The organism is Patescibacteria group bacterium (genome assembly GCA_041665585.1).
Classification (GTDB): domain Bacteria; phylum Patescibacteriota; class Gracilibacteria; order JAHISY01; family JAHISY01; genus JAHISY01.
In genome coordinates this window covers 42,370-65,678 of sequence record JBAYIN010000002.1, presented here as the reverse complement: position 1 = coordinate 65,678, position 23,309 = coordinate 42,370, and the positions used below count along the sequence as shown (strand labels likewise).

The 23,309-nt window shown below is 47.9% G+C and carries 26 protein-coding genes and 1 tRNA gene; 19 read left to right on the top strand and 8 right to left on the bottom strand.

The annotated features are described in order from the left end of the window. The first annotated feature begins 4 nt into the window (after positions 1–4). Both WCV72_01625 and WCV72_01620 read left to right on the top strand, forming a co-directional pair. On the top strand, positions 5–448 hold the full coding sequence (locus tag WCV72_01625) for a type II toxin-antitoxin system PemK/MazF family toxin (GenBank protein MFA6458071.1): 444 nt from the start codon (positions 5–7) through the stop codon (positions 446–448). A gap of 53 nt (positions 449–501) precedes the next feature. Then, positions 502–1,239 carry an FAD-dependent oxidoreductase gene (locus WCV72_01620; GenBank protein MFA6458070.1) on the top strand — a complete coding sequence of 246 codons (738 nt, stop codon included), beginning with the start codon at positions 502–504 and terminating at the stop codon, positions 1,237–1,239. Here the strand turns inward: WCV72_01620 and WCV72_01615 are convergent. The 3 genes from WCV72_01615 to WCV72_01605 form a co-directional block, all read right to left on the bottom strand. Beyond that, positions 1,224–5,366, bottom strand: coding sequence for a thrombospondin type 3 repeat-containing protein (locus WCV72_01615; protein ID MFA6458069.1), 4,143 nt, complete (start codon positions 5,364–5,366; stop codon positions 1,224–1,226). The genes WCV72_01620 and WCV72_01615 overlap by 16 nt on opposite strands. A 366-nt stretch (positions 5,367–5,732) precedes the next feature. Next, positions 5,733–6,974, bottom strand: coding sequence for a Glu/Leu/Phe/Val dehydrogenase (locus WCV72_01610; GenBank protein ID MFA6458068.1), 1,242 nt, complete (start codon positions 6,972–6,974; stop codon positions 5,733–5,735). A 123-nt stretch (positions 6,975–7,097) separates the two neighbouring features. Continuing rightward, positions 7,098–8,363: an MgtC/SapB family protein gene (locus WCV72_01605; GenBank protein ID MFA6458067.1), complete on the bottom strand. Its 1,266-nt coding sequence runs from the start codon at positions 8,361–8,363 to the stop codon at positions 7,098–7,100. Between the two features lie 91 nt (positions 8,364–8,454). Between WCV72_01605 and WCV72_01600 the strand changes: the two genes are divergently transcribed. Continuing rightward, positions 8,455–9,426, top strand: a complete 972-nt coding sequence (locus tag WCV72_01600) for a hypothetical protein (GenBank protein ID MFA6458066.1) — start codon at positions 8,455–8,457, stop codon at positions 9,424–9,426. On the opposite strand, the gene WCV72_01595 is transcribed toward WCV72_01600, so the two are convergent. From WCV72_01595 to WCV72_01585, 3 genes are all read right to left on the bottom strand, one after another. Beyond that, a complete protein-coding gene (locus WCV72_01595) occupies positions 9,423–10,943 on the bottom strand; it encodes a pyridoxal phosphate-dependent aminotransferase (GenBank protein MFA6458065.1) in 1,521 nt (506 codons plus the stop codon). The two genes, WCV72_01600 and WCV72_01595, sit on opposite strands and share 4 nt — an antisense overlap. Positions 10,944–10,994: 51 nt before the next feature. Further along, complete coding sequence (locus tag WCV72_01590; protein ID MFA6458064.1) at positions 10,995–11,504, bottom strand: hypothetical protein; 510 nt, start codon at positions 11,502–11,504, stop codon at positions 10,995–10,997. Between the two features lie 133 nt (positions 11,505–11,637). Next, a complete protein-coding gene (locus tag WCV72_01585; GenBank protein MFA6458063.1) occupies positions 11,638–12,141 on the bottom strand; it encodes a hypothetical protein in 504 nt (167 codons plus the stop codon). Between the two features lie 111 nt (positions 12,142–12,252). Here WCV72_01585 and WCV72_01580 point away from each other — a divergent pair, with 111 nt between their 5' ends. After that, entirely contained in the window at positions 12,253–13,437 is a 1,185-nt protein-coding gene (locus tag WCV72_01580; GenBank protein MFA6458062.1) for a glycosyltransferase family 1 protein, read from the top strand. Positions 13,438–13,496: 59 nt separating this feature from the next. Further along, positions 13,497–14,759 (top strand): glutamate-5-semialdehyde dehydrogenase, encoded by a 1,263-nt coding sequence (locus WCV72_01575; GenBank protein ID MFA6458061.1) that lies wholly within the window; start codon positions 13,497–13,499, stop codon positions 14,757–14,759. 2 nt (positions 14,760–14,761) lie between these two features. Here WCV72_01575 and WCV72_01570 read toward each other — a convergent pair whose 3' ends face one another. Then, on the bottom strand, positions 14,762–15,517 hold the full coding sequence (locus WCV72_01570; protein MFA6458060.1) for a hypothetical protein: 756 nt from the start codon (positions 15,515–15,517) through the stop codon (positions 14,762–14,764). A 72-nt stretch (positions 15,518–15,589) separates the two neighbouring features. After that, the gene (locus WCV72_01565) at positions 15,590–15,805 is read right to left on the bottom strand and encodes a hypothetical protein (GenBank protein ID MFA6458059.1); all 216 of its coding nucleotides are present in this window, start codon (positions 15,803–15,805) and stop codon (positions 15,590–15,592) included. A gap of 131 nt (positions 15,806–15,936) precedes the next feature. On the opposite strand from WCV72_01565, the gene argC reads away from it, so the two are divergent. The 14 genes from argC (at position 15,937) to rpsS (ending at position 23,263) form a co-directional block, all read left to right on the top strand. Beyond that, positions 15,937–16,968: an N-acetyl-gamma-glutamyl-phosphate reductase gene (argC, locus tag WCV72_01560; protein ID MFA6458058.1), complete on the top strand. Its 1,032-nt coding sequence runs from the start codon at positions 15,937–15,939 to the stop codon at positions 16,966–16,968. Positions 16,969–16,997: 29 nt separating this feature from the next. Then, positions 16,998–17,792, top strand: coding sequence for a [LysW]-aminoadipate kinase (locus tag WCV72_01555; GenBank protein MFA6458057.1), 795 nt, complete (start codon positions 16,998–17,000; stop codon positions 17,790–17,792). Positions 17,793–17,834: 42 nt separating this feature from the next. After that, positions 17,835–18,194, top strand: coding sequence for a hypothetical protein (locus tag WCV72_01550; GenBank protein ID MFA6458056.1), 360 nt, complete (start codon positions 17,835–17,837; stop codon positions 18,192–18,194). Between the two features lie 58 nt (positions 18,195–18,252). Then, complete coding sequence (locus WCV72_01545; GenBank protein ID MFA6458055.1) at positions 18,253–18,504, top strand: hypothetical protein; 252 nt, start codon at positions 18,253–18,255, stop codon at positions 18,502–18,504. A 102-nt stretch (positions 18,505–18,606) separates the two neighbouring features. Next, a complete protein-coding gene (gene rpsJ, locus WCV72_01540) occupies positions 18,607–18,981 on the top strand; it encodes a 30S ribosomal protein S10 (protein MFA6458054.1) in 375 nt (124 codons plus the stop codon). Positions 18,982–19,072: 91 nt separating this feature from the next. Further along, entirely contained in the window at positions 19,073–19,378 is a 306-nt protein-coding gene (locus tag WCV72_01535) for a hypothetical protein (protein MFA6458053.1), read from the top strand. A 109-nt stretch (positions 19,379–19,487) separates the two neighbouring features. Beyond that, on the top strand, positions 19,488–19,754 hold the full coding sequence (locus tag WCV72_01530; GenBank protein ID MFA6458052.1) for a hypothetical protein: 267 nt from the start codon (positions 19,488–19,490) through the stop codon (positions 19,752–19,754). Between the two features lie 156 nt (positions 19,755–19,910). Beyond that, positions 19,911–20,495, top strand: coding sequence for a 50S ribosomal protein L3 (rplC, locus tag WCV72_01525; protein ID MFA6458051.1), 585 nt, complete (start codon positions 19,911–19,913; stop codon positions 20,493–20,495). A 26-nt stretch (positions 20,496–20,521) separates the two neighbouring features. Beyond that, positions 20,522–20,803, top strand: coding sequence for a hypothetical protein (locus tag WCV72_01520; protein ID MFA6458050.1), 282 nt, complete (start codon positions 20,522–20,524; stop codon positions 20,801–20,803). 65 nt (positions 20,804–20,868) lie between these two features. Next, complete coding sequence (gene rplD, locus WCV72_01515) at positions 20,869–21,570, top strand: 50S ribosomal protein L4 (GenBank protein ID MFA6458049.1); 702 nt, start codon at positions 20,869–20,871, stop codon at positions 21,568–21,570. Further along, positions 21,556–21,630: transfer RNA gene (locus WCV72_01510), tRNA-Gly, on the top strand. The genes rplD and WCV72_01510 overlap by 15 nt, the downstream gene beginning before the upstream one ends. Before the next feature lie 35 nt (positions 21,631–21,665). Further along, positions 21,666–21,959 (top strand): 50S ribosomal protein L23, encoded by a 294-nt coding sequence (gene rplW, locus WCV72_01505; protein ID MFA6458048.1) that lies wholly within the window; start codon positions 21,666–21,668, stop codon positions 21,957–21,959. Positions 21,960–22,051: 92 nt separating this feature from the next. Further along, a complete protein-coding gene (gene rplB, locus WCV72_01500) occupies positions 22,052–22,909 on the top strand; it encodes a 50S ribosomal protein L2 (GenBank protein ID MFA6458047.1) in 858 nt (285 codons plus the stop codon). 78 nt (positions 22,910–22,987) lie between these two features. Continuing rightward, positions 22,988–23,263 carry a 30S ribosomal protein S19 gene (gene rpsS, locus WCV72_01495; protein ID MFA6458046.1) on the top strand — a complete coding sequence of 92 codons (276 nt, stop codon included), beginning with the start codon at positions 22,988–22,990 and terminating at the stop codon, positions 23,261–23,263. Positions 23,264–23,309 lie beyond the last annotated feature (46 nt).

Genomic DNA, 23,309 nt, shown 5'->3' with positions numbered 1-23,309 from the left:
GATAATGAAAGATTTCGATAAATGGAATTTACTAAAGCAACAGACCGACTCGCGCGAGCAACATATTTTTTTCAAAGAAAAGGATATTTTTTGGGTTCGGCACGGTGAGAATATTGGTTTCGAACAAAACGGGAAGGGGGAGTATTTTTTGCGTCCGGCGATTATTCTGAAAAAATTCAATCAGCATATTTTTTGGGGCATCTCGCTGACTACGGCTGAACGGGCAGACAAAAAATATTATTTCGAATTTATCTCAAGTCGCGGTGAAAAAAGTTTGGCGATTCTTTCCCAAGTTCGTCTTTTTGACGCCAAAAGACTGAGCCAGAAAATTGGCATGATGCATCAAGCTGATTTTGAAAATCTGAAAATTAAAATCGCCGAGGTTTTAGGTCTGACAAATTTAAAGCAGCCCCCAAAGGAGGCTGCGATCCCGAAGGAATTTGTGTAATAATTATACGGTAATTGACGACGATAATCAAATTTTGTAAATAATTGTATTAAATGCCACCCCAAAAAATCATCGCGCAGGTCGCATCGCACCGGGAGTTGGCGCGCGATATTTTCGAAAAAACTTTTCGGCTGGTTGAGCCGAGCGAGTTGCAATACGAGGCAGGAAATTATGTTTCGCTGCGTGTCGCGGATGGCAAAACGCCAGCGGTTTTTCGCGCTTACACTTTCGCGAGCGACGGACATGATTCGCAGACTTTCAAAATCATTTTCAAACTCTTTCGCACTGAAAATGGTGAAGAGGGAAGAGGCAGCGGTTTTCTCAAAAATTTGAAAGTCGGTGAGTCGGTCGAATTTTTCGGACCGGCCGGAGCGGGAAGTTTCGTACCCAAGCTGGGCGACGAATCACCACTTTGGCTGCTCGGGACGGGGACGGGAATCGCGCCGCTTTACGCCGTCGCGACGCAATTGGCGCGTGCGAAATCATCGCGTCCAATCAAGCTTTTCCTCGGCGTTTCCTTCGTCGAAGAAATTTTTTACCTCGCGGAATTCGAAAAGCTGAAAAAAGAAAATCCGAACTTCGAATTCACCGTCGCCGTCTCGCGTCCGCCGCAAGACTTCGTGGGAGTTTCGGGGCGACTGCCGGAAGTACTCGCGCAGACAGATATTCCGCGCAATTTGGAAGTCCTGATTTGCGGCTCAGAAGTTTCGACGGCGGGTATCAAAAATAAGCTGCTTGAGCTCGGCGTGCCGGCGGAAAATATTGACGCGGAGGGCTACGGCGCAGTTTGATTTTTTCTGCGGAAAATCCAGATTCCGCCGATTCCAGCGAGAATCAAAATTCCGCCAGCCAGCGCGATTTTTTCCCAGTCGAAATTTTCGATGACCGGCGCGGCGGATTTCGCGTTTGGCTTGATTGTTTCGAATTCCAAAACACGGGCGGGTGAACGCGTTCCGTCGGCGAGTTCGCTCACAATCGTGAGCGTATGTTTTCCGAGCGCCAAAGCTTTCGGTGGGCGGACGACGAAATCGCCAAGCGTATTGTCGACGACGACGGCTCTCGGCAGGTCGTCAAAAAACGCAATCACGCGCGCGTCGTAAAACGAGTTGCCGTAAAAGGCGGGCTGATTTTCTTCAAAAATTTCCGATGAGCCGGCGAAAATTTGCGGTGGCAACAGCATGAAATCGAGATTGATTGTGACATTTTTGTTGGCTAAAGTTTCACCGTTTTCCCTGATCTGTAATTCATAATCGCCGGCGGGGAGTGCGTTTTTCGCCAAAGTCGCAAAGCCACCGCGTGTGTCCGTGATGGTTTCTCCGAGCGTGATTTCCGTGTCAGCCGCAGCGACCGCGACGAGCGTGATAATTGTATTCGCCGCAGCAGTCCCAGTTAAAAATGGTCGCGGACTCGTGATTTTTTCCGGGAGATTCGTGAATCCCACAGTTGCCGGTAAATTCTTAGTCAGCGCGTCAGTGCCGAATTTCAAAACCTCGTCACCATCCGAGATCCCATCACCATCCGAGTCGAAGCTAAATGGATTGCTGCCAAGTCCGAGCTCAAGCTTGTCCGCCAGTCCGTCATCGTCCGAGTCGCGCAATCCGAGCGAAAGTTCGCCGAGCGTGAAATGCGCGTCATTTTTTTGCAGGGCAACCGAGTTCAAATCCAAAAATCCGACCAGCCGCATCGCGTCGGCGCTCGAAATTTTGCCGAAAATATTTACGAGCGTCGTGATTGGCAAGAGGTCATCAAGCTTGAAATTTTTTGCGGCGAGCTCCTGCGCCAGTTGCTCGATTTTTGACACGGCTGGATTTTCCTTGCCGGCGAGTTTCTCAATTTCCTGAGCGATGGTGAGTGCAGCATTTAAATCGCTAATCGCTGCGGAGTTCGGAACTTCTTCACTCGGTAAAATCGCGGGATTCACAGTCGCGAGCATTTTTTCGTTTTGTGCTGAGATGCCCCAGACGACCAGTTTTTTTAATTTAGTTGTGATGGCTGCGCGCAATTTGGCGAGGCCGGAATTTTGTGCGGCTTCACTTGTCTCAAGTTCGCTCGTGTCTGCCGGCAGGCGCGTGACGATGACACCGGCTGACTTGGTCGCACCGCTGGCGCTTTCAAATTCAAAAATAATTTTTCTGGTGCCGAAGTCGGGGAGGGCGATGTGGAATTCTTTTTCCGCGAAATTTTCCCAGGCGCCGCTGGCGAGCCGCATTTTCACTGCGCCCAGCGCTTGTGGTTTGACATTCACAAAGTCTTTTTGCGTGAGGTATTTCCCACTTACGAGTTGACCAGGGAATAGGACTTCGACGCTCGCAGCGTGAATTTGACCGTCGGCGATTTCATTTGCATCGGGTGAGGGATTGATCAAGACCAGTCCGGCGTGGTCGGTGAGCAATCCGACGATGGCAGTAATCTGCGGAGCGGTTTCGTCAGAATTAATTTCCAAAATTGTGGTTGGTTCGATGATGGCCGGAATTTCGAGCTCGCGACCGTCGGCAAAATAAATTGAAATTACATCGCTCGAACTGATTGGTTCCGAAAAATCCAGCTCAATTTTTCCCGCCTCATTTTTGATTCTTGTCAGGCGGGGAGGTGTCTTGTCGTAGTTCACTACGAAAACAGTCTCGCCGTCGCGTTCACCGTCCGCACCTTCGGCGCGAATGTGAAAGTAGCTTTCGCCTTCGCTCACGCGAATTCCATCGACGAAAAAATCAGTCGTGAATTTCGTCTCATTTGTGATTTTGCGCAGGGAAGTTGCGGCGGGATTTTTATCCAGAGTGTAATAAAATTTTTCGCCGACTCCGCTCCAAGCGATGCTGACGAAATCGTCATTACCAATGTCGGCTGGTGAAAACCACTCGCCGCTCGCGAATTCTGCGCGTCGCGATTCGCCCTCACCGACCGCGATTTTCGAGATACCGACGAGCTTGATTTCTTTCACACCCACGACTGCGAAGAGTGTCATGTGATCGACCCAGACGGAAATTGTCGAGCCGTCGGGACTGACTTCGCCACCGCTTTTTCCGCCTTTGACATCTGCGGTTTTGACCCAATCGTTTGTTGTCTCATCGAAATAATAAATGCGCGGATCCTTTTTATTCTCGGTCGGCAGGGTCAGCAAGACCGGCTGGTCAAACTGGATTGAGCCACTTGAACTACCCACAGCAATGGCGTTATTAATTTCCAGATTTGTGTCGGTGATGGGTGGAGGATTCTCGACGACTTCCGGGGCGTAAATTACGCCTTCATACTGGCTGCTGCTCGCGCCGCTGCCGCCACTCGTGACATTGGTTTCGGCTGAAATTTGGACTGTTGCAGAGTTGGTTGTAGAAACGAGTTCAGTGCTTGTGGGAATTTTGCCGCCAGCCTGAGGCAAGATTGGCTGAGAGGTTGTGAGGCTGGTGGTTTGATTTTCCAATTTTTTAGCCGGAATCACGCGCACTTCGATTTTATTTTCGTTCGGCGCAGCGACTGTTGTTTTGCCATTTGTGTCGACCGTCACATCACGGAAGCTTTTCCAAATATTGGAATTCGGATCGACATAACCAACTTCAATTATTTTTTGTTCGTTAGCTTTGGTATTAGTTTTTGTTTCAGTGATGGCAGTGCTTAAATCAACCGTAGTTTGTGTAGTTTTGGTCTCTGTCGCTGCTCCGGTCGTTGGGACTACGGTCGGAACCTCACTTGGAGTAGTCGGAGGAGTTTCGGTGACTTTAGTCGTGGTTTTTTTATAAATTGTGGAGTCAGTGAGAATTTTCGATTCGTAGCCGAAGCTGTTGGCGAATTTAATCGAGATGGTCTTGAGCCCTTCGTCGCTGCCGCAGCTCAGGATATTGAAATCGGCCGCGCCGTCAGCATTCAGCTGTCCGCTCTCGGGATAAGTGTGCCAATTACTCCAAGTTCTGCCGTCGCAACTGAGCGCGACTTTGCCTGATTCGATTTTTGCACTGAATTTCAAAAGTGGTGTCGCGGTGGTGGTCGCGCCGTTATCGTCCGCTATTTCAAAAGACAAAGCTGTCGGTGCGGTCACCGAGAGTTGAAATTGACTTGTTGAAATGCCGATATTTTTGTTCGCATCGAGCGAGCTAGTGGTCCCTGGACTTGGTAAAAGCAAATTGGCATCTTTGCCACTCGCGAGCTTGATCGTGCCAGTTGTTCCAAGTGTCAGCGCGGTCGTCGACGCATAGTCGAGGTTCCCGCCCGTAGCGAGATTTTGATTAGCCTGAATTTGATATCTGAAAGTGAGTGTACTTGTCCCGCTGCCACTGTAATAAAAAGCAGTTCCGCCGTTATTCAGCGCCAGCGTTGGCGTGCCTGTGACGAAAACATTACCTGTGAATTGAACCTGAATTGGAATAATCTGGTCAATCAAATAATTGCCATCACTGACTGAGCTCGTCACATTCGTAATCACGGGAGTGACATTCGCTAAAACTTGCACGCCGTTTGCGATTTGCGCCAGCGCGCTGCCGCTGTCCAGCACTGCGCCGTTTGTGTTTTTCGTCAAAATTCGTACAGAGTATTCACCGGCGACTGCCGGATTCGTGATTCCGCCGTTGCTGATTGCGACCTCGACGGCTCCGGCCGGGAAACTTTGCGAGAGCGTAAATGTAATTTTTTTGTCCGCATTCGAATAAGTAACCGTGCCGACTGGTCCGACTGGCACGATTATGTCCTCGACTGAGTCGAGCGCGAAGCCGAAATCCGGGAAACTGAGCTCGAGCGTGTCGCCTGCGGCGAGATTGCTCTGCGTGGTGAAGGCAATCGAATGGGCGCTGGTCTCGCCGACTGCCGGATTGGCAAGCGAATCACTGCCAATCGACAGAGTCGCTGCCCGAGTTAGAGGTAATTGGCCTGCTAAAAGTGCGATTGCCAACAGGCTCGCGCAGATTTTTTGGAGTTTTGTCAGTAATTTAGTCAATTTTTTTGTTTTAAAATCCCCTTATTTTAGCAAAAAAAGGCGGAAAAATCAATTTTGGAAAATGATTTCCAGCGAGGGGAGTGAGCACTTTGGCTTTTGTGTTTCTATAAAATAAATTAAATTTTTCCTGTCAGCAACAAGTTAAAACGCGGAGGTGTCTTTTTTTAAAGATTTTTCCGAGAGAAATGAAGTCTTCAATACCGCCTCACACAAGATACATTGTGTGAGGTTAGCTCGAGCTGTCCTCCATGGTTTAAACATAGAGCATGGAACATGAAGCACACAGCATGGAACATGGAGAAAATTTTGCGCGGTTCAAACCCAAAAGTGGTTTCGAACTTCGGGTTAGATTGGGTTGAGGCAATTTTATTTCACGGTGTGTTTCTCAGCGAAAGCTTGCTCGATTCGGCGCAGTGCCAAAATGTAACTTCCGTTGCGCAAATCAGTTTTGAATTCAGCTGCAGTATTCGCGACATCTGCGAACGCCGTTTTCTGGGATTTTTCCAGCTTCGCCGCGACATCCGCCTCGCTCCATTTTTCGCCTCGTAGATTCTGTTCCCATTCGTAAAAGCTGACGGTGACTCCCCCCGCATTCGTGAGCACATCCGGCAAGACGGTAATGCCTTGTTTTTCAAGCATTTCGTGTGCTTCCGGCGTAGTCGGACCGTTCGCCAGCTCGGCGACGATCTTCGCCCGGACGGAATCAGCATTCTTGACAGTAAGCTGATTTTCCAGTGCGGCTAATATGAGAATATCGCATTCCGAAGCCAATAGTTGCTCATTCGAAATTTGCTCGCCTACCGCGGCAGTGACACTCCCCTTTGCATCTTTAATTTTTTCCACTGCGGCGATATCAAGTCCCTCCGCATTGTAAATTCCGCCGCGTGAATCGCTCACCGCGACTATTTTCGCACCTTTGTCTGCCAAGATTTTCGCCATCCAGGCGCCCGCATTGCCAAATCCCTGAATTGCGATCCGCATGCCCTCGACCTTTTCATTTTTCGTCGCGAGAAAAGCTTCCAAAACATGCACGCCACCAGCGGCTGTCGCCGAGTCGCGTCCGAGTGAACCGCCATTGTCCAGCGTTTTGCCAGTGACGACTGCGAGATAATCGTCTTCATTGGGATGAATTTTGTGGTACTCATCCGCAATCCAATTCATAATTTGACCATTCGTGCGGACATCTGGTGCGGGTACATCGCGGCGTGGACCGATGATTGGCGCGATCGCGCGGGTGAATTCGCGCGTCAATTGCTCAAGTTCGCATTCCGACAGCTGCGTCGAATCCACCTCGATGCCGCCCTTTCCCCCGCCGTAAGGAATATCCACGACGGCGCACTTAATCGACATCCAACCCGCGAGCGCCTTCACTTCTTCCATGTCGACTTGCGGATGAAAACGCACTCCCCCTTTCGCCGGACCGCGCAGAGTATTGTGCTGAACACGGAAGCCGCGGAACATTTCCAGCTTGCCGTTGTCGCGGTGAATGTGGAAGTTCACGGTCAAAACGCGCTCGGGTTCATTCATGATGAGGCGCATTTCCGGAGCAAGATTCATCGTTGTGCCAGCGCGGGCGATCAGCTTTTGCGTGTTTTCATACAAGCTCATTTTAAGGAAGTTAAAAAATAGGTTTGAATTATAATCGTTTTTTGTTGCGCGATAAAGTCATAATTGCTTGACTTATTATTTAAAAAGTTGCTTGAATCATTAACTTTCAGTTAGTTTGTCAAGCTAAAACGCAAAAATCACCGCCAATCCGGCAGCCAAAATAATTGAAAACGCGACGAGCGCTTGGCGGAAAATCTGGCGGTCGCCGAAGATTTGAATAATCGAAAGCTTGACGAGCGTATTCACGAGGACGGCAATCGTGATGCCATTCACGGCGGTCGAGTGTGCGAGCTCCCCCGACCCGGCGAGGCGCGCTAGTGAAATCGTGATGGCATCGACATCGGCGAGCCCCGAAAAAGCCGCTGCAGCATAAACTCCTTGCGTGCCAAAAAATTTATTCGCGAAATGTGCGACGAACAAAATTAAAACATAAAAGAGTGCGAATTTAAGCGCGGGAGCAAGCTGGAATGGACTCGCGAGTTTGAGCTCTCGCTTGGATTTTTGCTGTCGATCGGCGTGGTTCGACATTTGCCACAAGAAAATCAAAACCCCGCCGCTCGCGAGCAGCATCGCACCAAGTGAAAATGCGAGCTGCGGCAGGAGCGCACGATTTAAGATAGCGACCTCGAAGCCGACGCGCCCGAACATCACGACATTTGCCAGAACTATCGCAATCGTGAAAGGCGTGGTGATTTTGCGGTTTGATTTCGACTCGACTGCCATCGCGCTCGTGACAGCCGTCGAGCTCGCGAGTCCTCCGACGAGCCCCGTCAGACTCAGACCTTTTTGCGAGCCGACGATTTTGGTCAAAACATAGCCGACGAAAGAAATCGCTGAAATGAAAACGACCATCAGCCAGGCGTTTTGCAGACTCACAATCCCCCACGGGTCAATCGCTTCACTCGGCAAAATCGGTAAAACGAGGAAAGTGACGATTACGAATTTGATTGTCGCGAGAAATTCACTCTCACTCACTTTGTGCAAAAAATCTCGAACCCACTTTTTCGTGGCGAGCACGATGACGACTGCGATGCCGACTGCCGCTGCAGCGAGCCGTGACTCGAAGGCGAGCGCACCGACCAGGAAAGTCGCGAGCGCAGCGAGATCAGAAGTAATCCCCAAAAATTTTCCGCGCCAATATTCCGCGAACAAAAACACTCCGACAATCAAAAGTGTGCCACCGAGAGCAATCGCCCCGAAAATCTCAGTAAGTTGCGCGCTGGCAAACCCGAGAATACTGAGTAGTGTGAAAGTGCGCAAACCCGAAAATTGCACGCCAGTCCGACGCGCCTTTTTGCCGACCTTCGTGACTTCGCGCTCCGCGCCGATGAGGGCGCCGAGTCCAATCGCGACAGCGAAATTTACGAGGAGTGCGAGGTCACCATTCATCGAGAAGAGATTTTACGATTATTCAGAAAAAAAACGAACTTGACTTTTTGACCCAAAAGCGTAAAGTTCCGCCCAACTTAATTTTTATAAAATGACTGAAATTTACGAAGAGCCTACCGAGCAGGAAAGTCTTGAAGGAGAATTTGGTGAGGGTTCCGTATTTTTGAGCCAGAAGGATTATCCCGAAGAAGGACAGCATGATTTTGATATGAAACGCATCAATCGCATTTCACAGGTTTTTCATAAACCGGAGATTAAAGAAGCTTTCAAAAGCGACGGAATTGTGAAATGTATGGATGGCGGAACAGAGGGTGGTTTGCGCATGGCTGGTTCGGGTATTTTGCTTCCACGCAAACAATTAGCTTTACCACGCAATCATCCGATGGCGGATTTCTTCCAAGGATTTGGTATTGAACTGACCGGAGAATCAGAAAAGGTTTTGTTGCCCGATGAAGATTATTTAGATATTTTGAGAGATTTGACACTAAAAAACATTATCAAAGGTATTTCGGCGCATGCCGAATGTGGTGCCGCAAATGGCGATCTTGGTCGAGTTTTCCAAGCCTTGGGCGTTGCACCACAAGTCGTCGCAGCGATGATGGCAGATTCGCGCTGGCAGTCAGTCGTTGATGCTCACGCGGCATTCTTCTCTGAGACACTCGCAAATGAACTTAAAGTGAATTATTCGTGGATTCCTCTCGAGGGGATGAGTCGCGAGTCGCATGGACACAAGGAAGAGGCTTTTTATGTCGACCTGATTGGCGGAACGCGACCAGATGTTGCTTTTGATAGCAGCAAGCTTCAAGACGAGGTTCCGAACGGTTTTACGATTCATCCTGCGCTTTCGGACTGGACAAATGTTTTTCATCGCATCGAAATTTCGCTTGGTATTGCAAAAGTTGAAAAGAGATTTACACCGCAAAACCCTTTTGTGGTTTTCATTATTGATGACCCACTACACTCTCGTGTGACGAAGGAAATTATTCAGGGTATCAAAAATGCCACGAAAAAGTTCGGCGATTGTGTTGTCATCAAGCAGGTCGCGCCAAACCTAAAAAATTAGCTCGCCAAATATGCTTTGATTTTGCTGGCGGCGGCTGAGACTTGCTCAGTCGTGAGATTCGGCAAGCTGGCGCGGGCGAAATTTTTGCGATCTTCGGCGGCGCGATCCTCTTGCGAGAAAAACAAATTCGAGGGAATCAGCACGACGCCGAGTTTGGCGAGGTCGAGGAATTTTTGCTCGGCTGGGACGGCTTTTTTCGCTGCGCTGGCAATCGAATTCAGGTCGATTAGCGAATAATAAAAATTATTCGGATAAGGCAGTCCGAGTCCATCGTACCAGACCTGCATATTTTCTTTCACGATTTCCGTGTAACGCGCGCGTTCTGGTGCGCCGAGCAAGACATGGCAAATGCCGAGGATCTGGCTCGGACCTGGGACGAAAGTCGTGTGGCGGAATTCGCCCAGCACGCCGCCCGGAGCTTTCGCGTCGTGGAGATAGGTTTTGACATCCATCCCCTTCGGCAGATATTCAGCCCATTTTTCAGTGATGAATTTGTTCGCTCCGTCGAGGATGATGTACTCACCGAAACGGCAGCCGGTCGCGCGTTCGATTTTTGACCGCGCGTCGATGCGAATCGTGCGTTTCGGTGCGAATTCGAGAATCGATTTTTTACCAGGATGAAAAGCCGAATAAACTTCGTCGCTCAAAATAATCGCATTTTTCTGCTCGGCAAATTCTGCCAACATTCTGAGGCTCGCTTCATTTTTGTTCAGTCCGGTTGGATTGTCCGGATCGACGAGGACGATGACTTTCGGATTGCTTTCGGCGACTTTCGCGAAAGCGTCTGGCGCGAATTGTCCAGTCGCAGGATCAGCGGAGACGCAGGTAATCTTGAGTCCGCGCGCTTGCATGATGCCCATGTAGGGAAAATAAACCGGCGAGGTAATCATCACTTCGTCGCCTGGTTTCAGCAGTCCCGCGCCTTCGACGCCGAAGGCTTTGAAAAATGTGCCAATCGCGTGGCTCGCGCCATTCGTGAAAACCAAATCGGAGTACTTCACGGCGACACCGAGATTGTGTGAATGGAAATCAGCGATGACGACACGCGTGAGCAATTCACCGTAAGGATCGTGGTAGCAGCCGCCCGAGACAGTCGAATATTTGAAAAGCTCGAATAGGACTTCGAATTTACCCCAATTCAAACCCTGGTTCTTCGCCGCCTCAATTATTTTTTGCAAAAACTCCTCGAGGTCAGCGAGCAATTCCACCGCGACTTTTTCCGCGTAATTCTCTCGCGCGAATTTTTCAATTTCTCCGAGGATTTCAGCTTCTGAATTTTTCGTGCGGTCTTTGAAGTGCGTCTCGAAATTATTCAGCACTGTGTCGAGTGCGACGAGGAATGAATAAAATCGGCGGCTTCTTACATTTGGCGCGAAACCATATCCCGGATCGCCGCGACTCAGGTCAAGAACTTTGTCGATTCCGACTGCATCTTTCGCGATTTTCGCGAGGAGGCGAAAAATCACAAACGGATTGTCTACCGCGAGATCAAAACCAAATTCATTTTGCGTGAGCATCTCGAAAGAAGGTTAAAACTTGGTGAGTTTAACAAAATTTAAATTGAGTGACTAATTGCCGCTTGAGCCGTCTTCTTCAGCTTTATAATCTAAAACGAGTTTTTCGAATTCGGGTAAAGTTTTGGCATTGCTGAAAATTTCTTGTTTTGCCTCAAAGCTTAATTTATTAAATTTTTCCCCAGCAGCTACACTAATTAAGAATGACATTCTTAGTTGATCGTCATCAAAGTTTTGCAAAAAAGTCGCGATTCGACTTGAGCTTAGGCTGTCATTGTTGGCGAAAAAATCAGCTGCGGTATGAAAATTAGCGACGAGTGCAAGGATGCGTTCCAAATTAGAATTGGATAATACTTCAACTTTTTCAAATAACTTTGAAAGCAAAGTCTCGTCCGGACAGAATTTTTTGAACTTGTCAAAGACTGTCTTGCGAAATTTGTCTGCTTCAACTCCATCATAAATTGCGCTCAAATCTAACTCGTTTCGCATTTTAACTATTTCCTCCATGGATTTGATGTCATCGGATCCAATTTCTCTAAGGTCGCCATTTTGTAAGTCATTCATATTTTTGGGGTTAAAAGAAGGTAGAATTTTATTTCCGTTCTAACTACAAAGCAATGATTTTCCGAAAATCTGAACACATTTAATGTTCCCATTTTTTCGCTAAAACCTGCGGATGAAAATAATCGTCGAGCGATTAATTGCTTCCTTCTACGCCTGGATCAAAAAGTGGATAGGTCTTTTCTTCTCCCTCCCCTTCTCCTGGTTTTCGCCTGATCATTGGCCTATTGTCAAAAATTAATTGTTCGAAGTCAGTTGGGTTTTTAGAACTTTGCAGAACTTCGATTTTGTCTTCAGGATTTAAATCCATGAAATCTGAGGTGAACTCCGGACTAAGCGAAAAAAGCATCGCTAATTTGGCGTCGTTGAATTTTCCGAACAAGTCGGCGATTAAACCTGGACTGAGTTTCTCATTAGAGAGAAAAGTGGCTGCGTTTTTCGAGTTGGCTACGAGCGTAGAAATACGCTCCACAACAGGGTCAGCGAGAAACTTAGTCTTTGTTTTGAGTCGCGCGAGAGCTGCTTCTCGGATTTTCTCTTTTGCTGCCTCGTCGTAAACTATGCCCACATTTGCGCGATCCCCAGCTATTTCTTCTAGACTATTTGGCAGATCAATTTCTCCATTCTTCGGCTTAAACATGATTTTCAAAATTAAATTGAACGCAATCTTATTTGTGTCCCGATTACAAAGCAATTTTTTCCGAAAATCCGAACACATTTAATGTTCCCATTTTTTCGCTAAAATCTGCGGGTGAAAATAATCGTCGATCTTCGCGCGCTCGCCGGCGACCAAATTTCCGGCGTCAAGATTTACCTCCGCAATACGCTCGCCGAGATTTTTCGTCTCGACAAGAAAAACAGCTATTTTCTCTGGTTTAATTCAGCGACGGAAAATTTCCCGGAGCTCGAGATTCCCCACTCCCCGCGCTTCAAAAAAATTCACACGAAATTTTCGAATCGGCTTCTGAATTTCCGGCTGCGCTTTTTTGACGCTCCACCGCTTGATAGATTTATTTTTTCGAATGAAAAGCGTGCTGAGAAGATTGATCTTTTTTGGTCGCCGGATCCGCGACCGGTCGCGCTCTCGGACGATTGCCGCCTCGTCGTGACGGTTCATGATTTGTCACCGACGCGTTTCCCACAATTTTTTTCTGCTAAAACAATGCTGTGGCAGCGTTTTCTGAATTCCCAAAAGATTGCGCAGACTGCTGATCGGATTCTCGCGGTTTCGAATTTCACGCAGAGCGAGCTCACGGAATTTTGGAAAATTCCGGCGGAGAAAATCGCCGTCACGCCACTCGCCGCCCGAATTTCCGTCCAAAAAATTCGTCCCAAAAAGTTACCGAAAAAATTTATTCTCGCGCTCTCGACGCTAGAGCCGCGCAAAAATTTGCGCACGCTCGTCCGTGCCTTCGCCGAACTGCAAAAGGAGAACTTGTCCTCGGCCCGGATCGGGGATTCGAACAAAGTTGAGCTCGTGATTGCCGGCGACTTCGATCGAAAAATTTTCGCTGACCCGGGAATCATGAAACATGAAACACGGAACATGAAACATGGCGCATCGAGCACGAAACACGGAATTCATTTTCTCGGTTCGGTTTCCGAGGCGGAAAAAGCCGGGCTGCTCGCCGCGGCGGAGGTTTTTTGTTTTCCGTCAATTTACGAAGGTTTCGGGCTGCCGCCGCTCGAGGCGGCTGTCGCCGGTACGCCGATTTTGGCAGCGGATATTCCGCCGCTGCGCGAAGTGCTCGGCACGGCGGCGCAATTCGTCGCGCCGGAAAATATCGATGCGTGGCGCATCGCGCTCGCGAAAATTCTCGCTGACAAAAAGTTGCGACAGAAAATGGCGGCGGCGGGCAAAGTCCGCGCGCGCAAATTCAGCTGGGAAAACACGGCGAAAAAAACGCTCGCCGCGTTTGCTGAGGTGGTAAAATAAGCGCAATAAAGTTAACCCACGAGATATCTCGTGGATTAACGAACTTGTAAATCGAAAAAGTGAATCTACAAAAACAACTTGCCGCCGCGCAGAAGAGTTCACGCGTACTCGCGACGCTCGCGACCGCTGACAAAAATTTCGCGCTGAAAAAAATCGCGGACGCGCTGGAGCAAAATTACGCAGTGATTGAAAAAGCGAATGCTCAAGATTTGAAGAAAATTTCCGCCGACAAATATGATCGGCTGAAATTCGACCGCGCTCGGATTTTCGGCTCGGCGGCGGAAGTCCGCAAAATCGCGACACTCCCCGATCCAGTCGGACGAGTTCTTGAGATTGCGCAACCGCGCGCGAAATTCAAGCTGGAAAAAATCTCGACGCCACTCGGCGTGCTTGCGATGATTTATGAGTCACGCCCAAATGTGACGGTCGATGCCATCGTTTTAGCTCTGAAATCAGGCAATGCCATCGTCCTGCGCGGTTCGGCGGATGCGCTGAATTCGAATCGGGCAATCGTCAAAATCATTCGCGCGAGCCTGAAATCAAGCAAAATTCCGCTCGATGCGATTCAATTCATCGACTCGCCCGATCGCAAAATTGTCGGCGAACTTTTGCAGGCGCGTGAATTTGTCGATCTCGTGATTCCGCGCGGCGGTCGCGGCTTGATTGATTTCGTCGCCAAAAATTCCCTGATTCCGACAATCGAGACGGGCGCGAGCGTCGTCCACATTTTCGTCGGCTGCTCGGCGGTCGTCGACGAGGCGGTCAAGATTATCGTGAATTCCAAAACGCGCCGCACCACGATCTGCAATGCGCTCGACACTTTACTAGTCCACGAGAAAATCGCGCCGAAACTTTTCGCGCAGCTTTTGCCAGAATTAGCAAAACGCGGAGTGAAAATTCATTCAGCTAAGTTAACCCGCCAGATATCCGGTGGGTTAACGGTTAAAACTTATGCGCCTGAATTCGACCGTGAATGGTTGTCTCTGGATTTGAATTTGAAAATCGTCAAAAGTCTCGATGAAGCGCTCGCACACATCGCGAAATATTCGCTCAAACACACCGAAGCGATTATCTCGCGCGACCAAAAAGCCATCGACCGTTTCCTGCGCGAAGTCGATGCCGCCTGCGTCTACGCCAATCTCTCGACGCAATTCTCAGACGGAGGCGAATTCGGACTCGGCGCAGAGATTGGGATTTCCACACAAAAAATGCACGCCCGCGGACCATTCGCTTTAGAAGCTTTGACTAGTTATAAATGGGTCGGGCGCGGTCACGGCGAGATTCGCGATGGTGGTGAGGCTGCGCCGAGCTGTTCGATTTAGTTTTATTGAAACATTCTCCAGGTTTTTCCACTTTTTTGACATTTAGTAAACTTGGTTGGTTTGCGACCTTCGTCAGGACTGCCTTGTTGAAATTCTAATTTCTTAGAAATTTTTAATTGAAGATCTTCGCCCAAATTTAAGTTGTCGTAGTATGTTAAATCAGACTCGAGTTTAGGCAGCAAGCCTGCATCTGCGCCTTGGATCATGAATCCCTTTGGGTTTGGATCAGTGCATGATTTGGCCCCAAGTCGATAAACAAGATCACTTGCGAAATTTTCTAATTGCCCGATACGCTTCCCGTCCCCCAGAGCTGGTCCGCTAATCCAGATATCCACTTTTCCGTCAAGTGGCAGAACTTCCGGAGTTTGAGTTCGGTTCTGATTTGGTGTTGTCGCTTCAATCTTTTGGCGGGATATATTGCGAACATTAATAATCGTTGCGCGAAGGGCATCGTTAAAATAGCGTATAGCTTGTGATTTAAGGAAGCCCGAATTTTTTAAGAAGTTAGCTCGCCGTTGCTCTATGAACTTGTTAACTTTATCGATGTGAACTCTTTCAAAAGTGATTGAATCAACATCGTATGCAGAAGCACCCTTCCCAAAATAATTAGCGAGCGAGTTCAGGTCTTGCCCGCCGATTGTCGTTCCTCTCCCAAACTTATCTCCTACTGAGCTGCCGCTGAATCTCACATCAACTATTTCGTTGCCAGTCAGCTCTTTATCGACGAAGCTTTCGCGTCGCTGGTTTTTCTCAGACATGATTCAAATTTAAAAATAAGACTCGATTCTAGCCGCAAATCTTTTCTCTGTAAAACCGAATCAAGCTACTCGCTAGCTTTTGGGCAGGTCGGACTCTTCGACCACTTCAATCTCCCAGTCGATTTTTGAAAGATCGGCGATTTTCACGACTTGAGTTGGCGCTAAATTTTCTTCATTCAGAGCTAGTTCGCTGATTTCCCCGCCCTTCAATAAAAACAAAATTCCAGCCGTGAAGATCAGGCCGAGTGAGAGCGTGATGAGACTTTTTTTGGTGGAGAGCTGAAACATTTTGGATTGGGTTTTAATTGGTGTGAGTTTCGAGATTGAAATTCTGGAAAAAGACCGCGCGAGATTCTACTCTTTTTTTCTATAAAGTCAAGCCTCTTTTCAAAAGACTTTTTCCAGTTTAAAATGCTTTTATGCAAAAACTCTCTGCAGCCGTGATCGGCGCATCTGGTTATGTCGGCGGTGAAATCGTGCGTCTCTTGCTCGGTCATCCCAACCTCGAAATCAAATTCGCGACGAGCGAAAATTTCGCTGGCAAAGCGATTGGCAAAGTTCACCCGAATTTGCGCGGTGCGACGGATTTGAAATTTTCCAAAATCTCGGAAGTCGAAAAAGTTGACATTCTTTTCTCCTGCCTTCCTCACGGCGCGCTTGCGACCAAGATTTCTGCGCTCGAAAAATTGGGCGACATCATCATCGATTCGTCGGCGGATTTCCGCTTTCAAAAAAAAGAGGATTTCGCGAAATGGTATCCCGATGCGCCGATTGCTGATGGCATGGAAAAATGGGTTTACGGTTTGCCCGAAATTCACCGCGAAGAAATCAAAAAATCGAAGCGCATCGCTGTCCCCGGCTGTACCGCGACTTCTGCGATTCTCGCGCTGCTGCCGCTACTCGGGATTGTTGACACTTCCAAAATTATTTTTGATTTGAAGGTTGCGTCGAGCGGATCCGGCAACAAGCCTTCAGCCGGCTCGCACCATCCGGAACGCGCCGGAGTTTTGCGCAGCTACAAATTGTCCGGTCATCGTCACACTGGCGAAGCGATTCAAGAATTGCATTTGCCGAATGTGCCGGGCTACTCGATTACTTCGACACCGGAAGTACGCGGAATCGTTTGCCACGCGCACGCTTGGCTCACTGCGCCGACTTCCGACAAAGACATTTGGAAACTCTTCCGCGAAAAATATTCGACCGAGCCATTCGTCCGCATCGTCAAAGAAATTTCCGGTATCCATTCTTTGCCTGAGCCGAAGATTTTGTCTGGCACGAATTTTTGCGATGTCGGCTGGCAGCTCGATGAAAATTCCAATCGGATCACTGCGGTCGCCGCGCTCGATAATCTCGGCAAAGGTGCGGCGGGCGCGTCGATTCAAAATGCGAATCTCGCCTGCGGTTTCGCCGAAAAAGCGGGCTTAGAATTTTTAGGACTACACCCACTCTAAATTTAAAATTTAAAATATAAAATTTAAAAATGCTCGTTCTGAAGTTTGGCGGTGGTGATGGAATCGATTTCGCTGCGCTCGCGCGCAATGCAGCGGCTCTCCAAAATTCCGGTGAAAAGATTGTGATTGTCGTCGGCGCGAACGCCGAGCTTTCACGCGTTCAAAAAGAACGCGGTATCACTCCGCGCATGATTACTTCCGAGCGCGGTGAGAAATCGCGCTGGACGGATGAGGCGACGCTCGCACTTCTCAAAGAAGTCTACGGTGGCACCGCTGAAAAAGTCGCTGTGAAAATTGCCGAATTTGGCGGCGCAGCTGTCGCGCAAATCGGCTCGAAAAATAATTTAATTCTCGCCAAACAGCACGGTCGGATGCGCATCGTTGAGGATGGCAAAGTGAAAGTCGTCGAGGGCGACCTCACTGGCTCGATTGAAAAAATTGACGCGGCGGCGATTCACCAAATTCTGGCAGACAAAAAAATTCTCGTCGTCGCTCCCCCTGCGGCTGCGGAAAATTCGACTGAGGTGAATGTCGATGGCGACAAAATCGCCTCAAAAATCGCGGTTGAAATGCAGGCTGATAAATTAATTTTTTTCGCGAACACGCCGGGTTTGCTTGAGAATGTTGAAAACGAAGCGAGCCTGATTCGTGAAATCCCAATTCAAAAAGCTGACGAATTCGCAGTCGGACGCATGAAGAAAAAAATTCTGGCGGCGAAACGCGCCATCGAGGCTGGCGTCGGCGAAGTGATTTTCGCGGACGGGAGAAGCTCAGAAAACCCAATCGATGCAGCTCTGGCAGGCAAAGGCACGAAAGTTTTTTGAAAAATTTAAATTGTCTAATAAAATACAACGCTAATTTGCTAAATGCCATTTGGGATCACAGAACGAGCTCCAACCAGTGAGGAAATTAAGTTCTTTAATGAGCAATACCGGCTACGATCTAAAAATCCATATTTCGACCATCATGATTTTTTCTACGACATGGTTTTATCCACCGGCTGTCAAGTTTTATGTGAAGGTGTTCGAAAAAGTATTCGCGACAGTATGCAGTGTCTGACAAAAAAAGACTGCGACAAAAAAAGAAATAAACACATGCGCCCTGAGAATTTTGCCAGGGCTGTTCCATATCGAGCAGGCTCGATACTGGCAGAGTGGGAAAATCCGTTTGGTTTTTTTTCGGAAATACAAAAAATTATAGCTGCGAAAAAGAACATTAAGAGTTAGCGTTTTGCTTTTTTAATGAGTTCGATTAAGCTGCGGTCTTATTTTTAATTTTTGTAAAATGTCTACTGAAACCAAGACTAGAGAAATTCAATGTGTCGTGTCTGATACAGAGAAGGTGAATCTTTTAGATGCTAGGTTTATTAGGTCTATGATTATGCAATGTATTGGGGAGCATTGCGGAAGAATTGTTTTTCTTAATGAAGATTCGATTCAATCCTTTACTGTCCGTGATGTTCCTCGTTCAATTACTAATGATGAATTAAACAAGGGGTTTGAGCAATTAGGGTATCGGGTTTTAAATGAGGATTAAGATGAGGAACAGTATTCCGATATTTAGTTTTGATTTTTCTAAAAAATTCACTAAAATCCGCCTACCCTCGATCAAGTCGAGGGCAAGCTCTAAATCAATTTTATGGAAGCCACTGCCAAAACGAAAACCCTGAAAGCTTCGAAAGCGACGAAAAAATCGCTCTCTGATAGCAAGCCGTCGATTCGCATCGTCGTCCGCGCTTTCGATCATCGCATCGTCGATGAAGCGACGAAGACGATTGTCGATACTGCGCTCCGCAGTGGCGCGATTATTTCCGGACCGATTCCGATGCCGACACAGAAAGAAATTTTCACAGTCAACCGCGCGACCTTCAAGCACAAGACCGCGAAAGAACAATTCGAGATGCGCACACACAAAAGATTGATTGACATCAAAGAATCCACGCCGAACACAGTTTCGTCATTGCAGACGCTCACGCTCCCGAGTGGTGTCGATGTCGAGATCAAGATGGCTTAGTAAGGATTAAGAACTAAGGATTAAGAATTAAGTGGCAAAGGTTTGTCAGTTTTCGGAGTGCGTGTAAAAATGCGAACCCTAATTTTTTAAAATGAAACCAGGCGAACAAGGCTATTGCCAAATTATCGAAATCAAAAAGACAGGAAGAGATGGAGTCAATGTGCGAAGTTATGCGACTTTGCTTTTTTTAGATGGAGAAGGTTATTTACGCACAAAGCTATCTGGCAAGGAGACTATGACTCAGCCAATTGAGGTCGCCAATAATGGTGCCGAAATTCAAGAGGCAATTGCAGGATTGGTTCGGAGTGATGTAGCCAAGGTTTTTGTTATTTCGCCGGATGGTAAATGTGACGAGGTTATTTGCCACTGGGAGCCTCTCAATAAAACACCGCAATAAAAGTCGGTGAGATGTTAGTTAAGGATTAAGAACTAAGGATTAAGGATTAAGTTTAGAAGTTTGTCAGTTTTTGGAATGCGTGTAAAAATGCGAACCCTAATTTTTTAAAATGCCAGAAGTAGAAAAAGGAAAACCCCCCTCGGTTGTGATTGAGGTTTTTACTTCGCCCTCAAAGAACGAATTATATCTTCGTAGGGCAATGGATAATCTTGCAATTTTTGCTCCAAAAGTATTGCGTGAATCTGTAGATGCAACGAATGCTGAATTTGATTTGGAGTCAACTTTTACTTTGTATGGTGCTAATCCTGAAAAGATTCCTGATCTAATCAGATTGCTCGAGGGCACTCGCTTTCAATTCCGTATTTTATATAATTGAAGTTTGGTAAAAAAGTCTAAAAAAAGATTTGCATTTAAAAAAAGTTTAGGTAAAATTCTCGCGCTTCGAAAATCGGAGCCTTAAAAATAGTTAACCACGCTGCTGAGGCTCCCGCACTTGCGGGACTTAAGTTCAACGCAGCTCTAACCTCTTCCAATGACTGGAATACTCGGCCGCAAAGTCGGCATGACGCGTGTAATCGCGGATGACGGTGGTGTGATCCCCGTCTCGGTAATTGAATGCTCTCCTAACGAGATCACTCAAATCAAAACAACCGAGAAGGACGGATATCCCGCGTTAATCCTCGGTTTCGACGAATTGAAAAAGCCACAAAAAACTCGGAAGTTTCGCCACCTAGCTGAATTCAAAATTGAAGGTGAAGCTGAACAGAAAAAGGGCGACAAAATTTCCGTCGCGGCATTCTCAGAAATCAAATTGGTCAAAGTTTCCGGCATCTCCAAAGGTAAAGGTACTGCCGGTGTCATCAAACGCCACAACTTCTCCCGGGGACCAGAGAGTCACGGTAGCCATCACCATCGCCAACCGGGCTCCAGCTCGGGCGCGGTGACGGGTACGGGTCGTGTGCCGAAGGGCAAAAGATTTCCAGGGCGTATGGGAAGCGATAAAGTCACCAAAAGAAATGTTCCACTCGTCGCAGTCGATCTCGAAAAAAATCTGCTCGTCGTGAAAGGTTCGCTTCCTGGTTCGATTGGCACACTCATCAGAATCGAAGCCAATTAAAAAATTCGCACTCTAACCCTAAAAATATGAAGTTCAAATGCAAACTTCTCGAAAACGGTGGTATCGGTCAAATCATTCTCGCGGCATGGATCATCTTCTCGGTCGTCTTCGTCGCTAATAGCATCTGGCAAAATTTTCAGGTCAATCAAGTCAATAAAGCCGCGCAGGCTGGTTATCAACAGGCGGTCGTCGATCTCATCAAACAGGCCGAGACTTGCCAACCTTTCCCGGTAAATCTCGATGAGACTTCGATCCAGCTCCAACAAATTGATTGCAAAGTTCAGACTCCGGCTGCAGTCGCAGAATAATTTCCACTTAATTTACATTCAACCTAATTAGCCCGCTTAGCGGCGGGTTTAAATCCTTTACTCTCGTGAAAGCCCCAATTTACTCACAGGACGGTTCGAAAACAGGCGAGATTGAACTTCCCGCTTCCCTCTTCGAAGCTAAGATCAATCCAGTACTGGTGCACACTGCGCTCGTACGCCAACACGCGAATGCGCGTATTTCTCCGGCACACACGCTCAAACGCAGCGAGGTTGCCCATTCGACGATTAAAATTCTCCGCCAAAAAGGCTCAGGTAATGCGCGCCGCGGTGATCGTGTTTCGCCAATCATGCGTGGTGGAGGTGTCGCCTGGGGACCGCGCAACGATCGCAATTTCAGTCGCGCGATGCCGAAGAAGGCACGCCGACTCGCGCTCGCTTCTATGTTGACCTCCAAAGCTCAGGAATCCAAAATTATCGCGCTCGAAAGTTTCGAATTGAAAGCGCCGAAGACCAAAGAGTTTATGAAATTACTCGCGAAATTGCCAGCGAGCCGCTCGACTTTGGTCGTCCACAATCGCAATGCGACACTCATCAAATCGGCTCAGAATCTCGAATTTGTGAAGCCGCTCTTTGTTAATTTGCTCAATCCGCACGATCTCACGAAATTCGACCAAATTTTATTCGAAAAATCCGCGCTCCTCGAGCTTACCAACATTTTCAAAATCGAGGCGAAGGTGGAAAAACCGGCCGCAAAATCTTCTTCCAAATCTAAATCCAAGAAGGAGGAAACTGCGGGCGTCGTATAATGGTTATTATGCCAGCCTTCCAAGCTGGAGACGGCGGTTCGATTCCGCTCGCCCGCTCCAAATTAAATCATAAATCATAATTATTAAATTCTAACTTGAATCGCCTCCACGAAATTATCGTCCGCCCGCTCGACACCGAAAAATCTTTCGGTGGACAGAAGTCCGGCAAATTCTCCTTCATCGTCAAAAATGGCGCGACGAAGAATGAAGTCGCTGATGCCGTCGAGAAATATTACGGCGTGAAAGTGAAATCAGTCTGCACTTCCAAAATTCAACCCAAAACTCGCAAAGCTGGTCGGCGCGAAGTCGAGAAACGCAATGCTGGCAAGAAGGCGATTGTCACGACGGTTGGTGCGAAGATGATTGATATCAACAAGATCAAAGCCTAGGAAGGATTAAGGATTAAGGACTAAGTTAGTAAGGAGTAAGAAGTAAGAAGTAAGAACTTAAAAACTATTAACTAAAAACTAGAAACTACTCAATGCCTGTCAAAATTTACAAACGCAACGACGCGGGACGACGCCAGATGAGTGTCGTCGATCGCAGCGTGCTTGCGAAGAAACCGACGGAAAAACGCCTGATTACGCGCCTGAACAAAAAAGCCGGTCGCAACAATCTCGGTCACATCACTTGCCGTCATCGTGGCGGTGGAGAAAAACGCAATTACCGCTTGATTGACTTCGACCAGACAGCGAAATCCGGCATCCCCGGCAAGATCGCCGCGCTCGAATACGATCCGAATCGCTCAGCGTGGATTGCGCTCGTCGTCTATCCTGACGGAGACAAGAGATACCACCTCGCAGCGCACGGTTCCAAAGTCGGTGACAAGCTGCTGACTGCCGAAAAGACGAAGATTAAAAATGGCAATCGCTGCCAAATTCAAAATATTCCTGCCGGTTTCGAAATCTTCAATGTCGAGCTGAAACCAAAAAAAGGCGGGCAAATGGCTCGCTCCGCGGGTAGTCGTGCCAAAGTCGTTTCGACTGATAAAGATATGGCGCAAATCCAACTCCCCTCTTCTGAAATCCGTCTCGTCCCAAAAATTTGTTTCGCGACCATCGGAGTCGCGGCAAACATCGACCATTCCAACCAGAGAATCGGCAAAGCTGGTCGTGTGCGCCACATGGGTCGTCGTCCGCAAGTTCGCGGCAAGGTCATGAACCCTTGCGATCATCCGCATGGTGGAGGTGAGGCGCGCAACTCGATTGGTATGAAAGCGCCGAAAACACCGTGGGGTGCGCTCGCACTCGGTGTGAAAACTCGCAAGAAACACAAGTATTCAGCCAAATTGATTCTCAAACGCCGCAAACCGGGAAGATTCTCCCGCCGCAGAAAGTAGTGTTAGGGATAGTGTTAGTGTTAGTAAATAGTGTTAGAAAATAGTGAAAAATATTCAATTCTAAATTTTCAATTCTAAATGACCCGCTCCGCCAAAAAAGGACCGTACCTCGACCCGAAGCTTCTGAAGAAAATTCAGAATCTCCCGGCCGACGCCAAGAAAAAACCAGTCAAGACTTGGTCGCGCGCTTGTGTCATTCCGCCGGAATTCGTCGGCTTCACCTTCGCCGTCCACAATGGCAAACAACATCTTCCCGTCTTCATCACTGAGCAAATGGTTGGTCACCGTCTCGGTGAATTCTCACCAACCCGCACATGGCGGCACCACGGTGGTAAAAAAGCCAAAGAATCCTAGGAAGGATTAAGGATTAAGTTAGTAAGAAATAAGAAGTAAGGATTAA

Excerpts from the sequence above, each read along its gene's own strand:
- WCV72_01625 (MFA6458071.1), top strand. The coding sequence starts at position 5 with ATGAAAGATTTCGATAAATGGAATTTACTAAAGCAACAGACCGACTCG.
- WCV72_01620 (MFA6458070.1), top strand. The coding sequence starts at position 502 with ATGCCACCCCAAAAAATCATCGCGCAGGTCGCATCGCACCGGGAGTTG.
- WCV72_01610 (MFA6458068.1), bottom strand. The coding sequence starts at position 6,974 with ATGAGCTTGTATGAAAACACGCAAAAGCTGATCGCCCGCGCTGGCACA.
- WCV72_01605 (MFA6458067.1), bottom strand. The coding sequence starts at position 8,363 with ATGAATGGTGACCTCGCACTCCTCGTAAATTTCGCTGTCGCGATTGGA.
- WCV72_01600 (MFA6458066.1), top strand. The coding sequence starts at position 8,455 with ATGACTGAAATTTACGAAGAGCCTACCGAGCAGGAAAGTCTTGAAGGA.
- WCV72_01595 (MFA6458065.1), bottom strand. The coding sequence starts at position 10,943 with ATGCTCACGCAAAATGAATTTGGTTTTGATCTCGCGGTAGACAATCCG.
- WCV72_01590 (MFA6458064.1), bottom strand. The coding sequence starts at position 11,504 with ATGAATGACTTACAAAATGGCGACCTTAGAGAAATTGGATCCGATGAC.
- WCV72_01585 (MFA6458063.1), bottom strand. The coding sequence starts at position 12,141 with ATGTTTAAGCCGAAGAATGGAGAAATTGATCTGCCAAATAGTCTAGAA.
- WCV72_01570 (MFA6458060.1), bottom strand. The coding sequence starts at position 15,517 with ATGTCTGAGAAAAACCAGCGACGCGAAAGCTTCGTCGATAAAGAGCTG.
- WCV72_01565 (MFA6458059.1), bottom strand. The coding sequence starts at position 15,805 with ATGTTTCAGCTCTCCACCAAAAAAAGTCTCATCACGCTCTCACTCGGC.
- argC (MFA6458058.1), top strand. The coding sequence starts at position 15,937 with ATGCAAAAACTCTCTGCAGCCGTGATCGGCGCATCTGGTTATGTCGGC.
- WCV72_01555 (MFA6458057.1), top strand. The coding sequence starts at position 16,998 with ATGCTCGTTCTGAAGTTTGGCGGTGGTGATGGAATCGATTTCGCTGCG.
- WCV72_01550 (MFA6458056.1), top strand. The coding sequence starts at position 17,835 with ATGCCATTTGGGATCACAGAACGAGCTCCAACCAGTGAGGAAATTAAG.
- WCV72_01545 (MFA6458055.1), top strand. The coding sequence starts at position 18,253 with ATGTCTACTGAAACCAAGACTAGAGAAATTCAATGTGTCGTGTCTGAT.
- rpsJ (MFA6458054.1), top strand. The coding sequence starts at position 18,607 with ATGGAAGCCACTGCCAAAACGAAAACCCTGAAAGCTTCGAAAGCGACG.
- WCV72_01535 (MFA6458053.1), top strand. The coding sequence starts at position 19,073 with ATGAAACCAGGCGAACAAGGCTATTGCCAAATTATCGAAATCAAAAAG.
- WCV72_01530 (MFA6458052.1), top strand. The coding sequence starts at position 19,488 with ATGCCAGAAGTAGAAAAAGGAAAACCCCCCTCGGTTGTGATTGAGGTT.
- rplC (MFA6458051.1), top strand. The coding sequence starts at position 19,911 with ATGACTGGAATACTCGGCCGCAAAGTCGGCATGACGCGTGTAATCGCG.
- WCV72_01520 (MFA6458050.1), top strand. The coding sequence starts at position 20,522 with ATGAAGTTCAAATGCAAACTTCTCGAAAACGGTGGTATCGGTCAAATC.
- rplB (MFA6458047.1), top strand. The coding sequence starts at position 22,052 with ATGCCTGTCAAAATTTACAAACGCAACGACGCGGGACGACGCCAGATG.
- rpsS (MFA6458046.1), top strand. The coding sequence starts at position 22,988 with ATGACCCGCTCCGCCAAAAAAGGACCGTACCTCGACCCGAAGCTTCTG.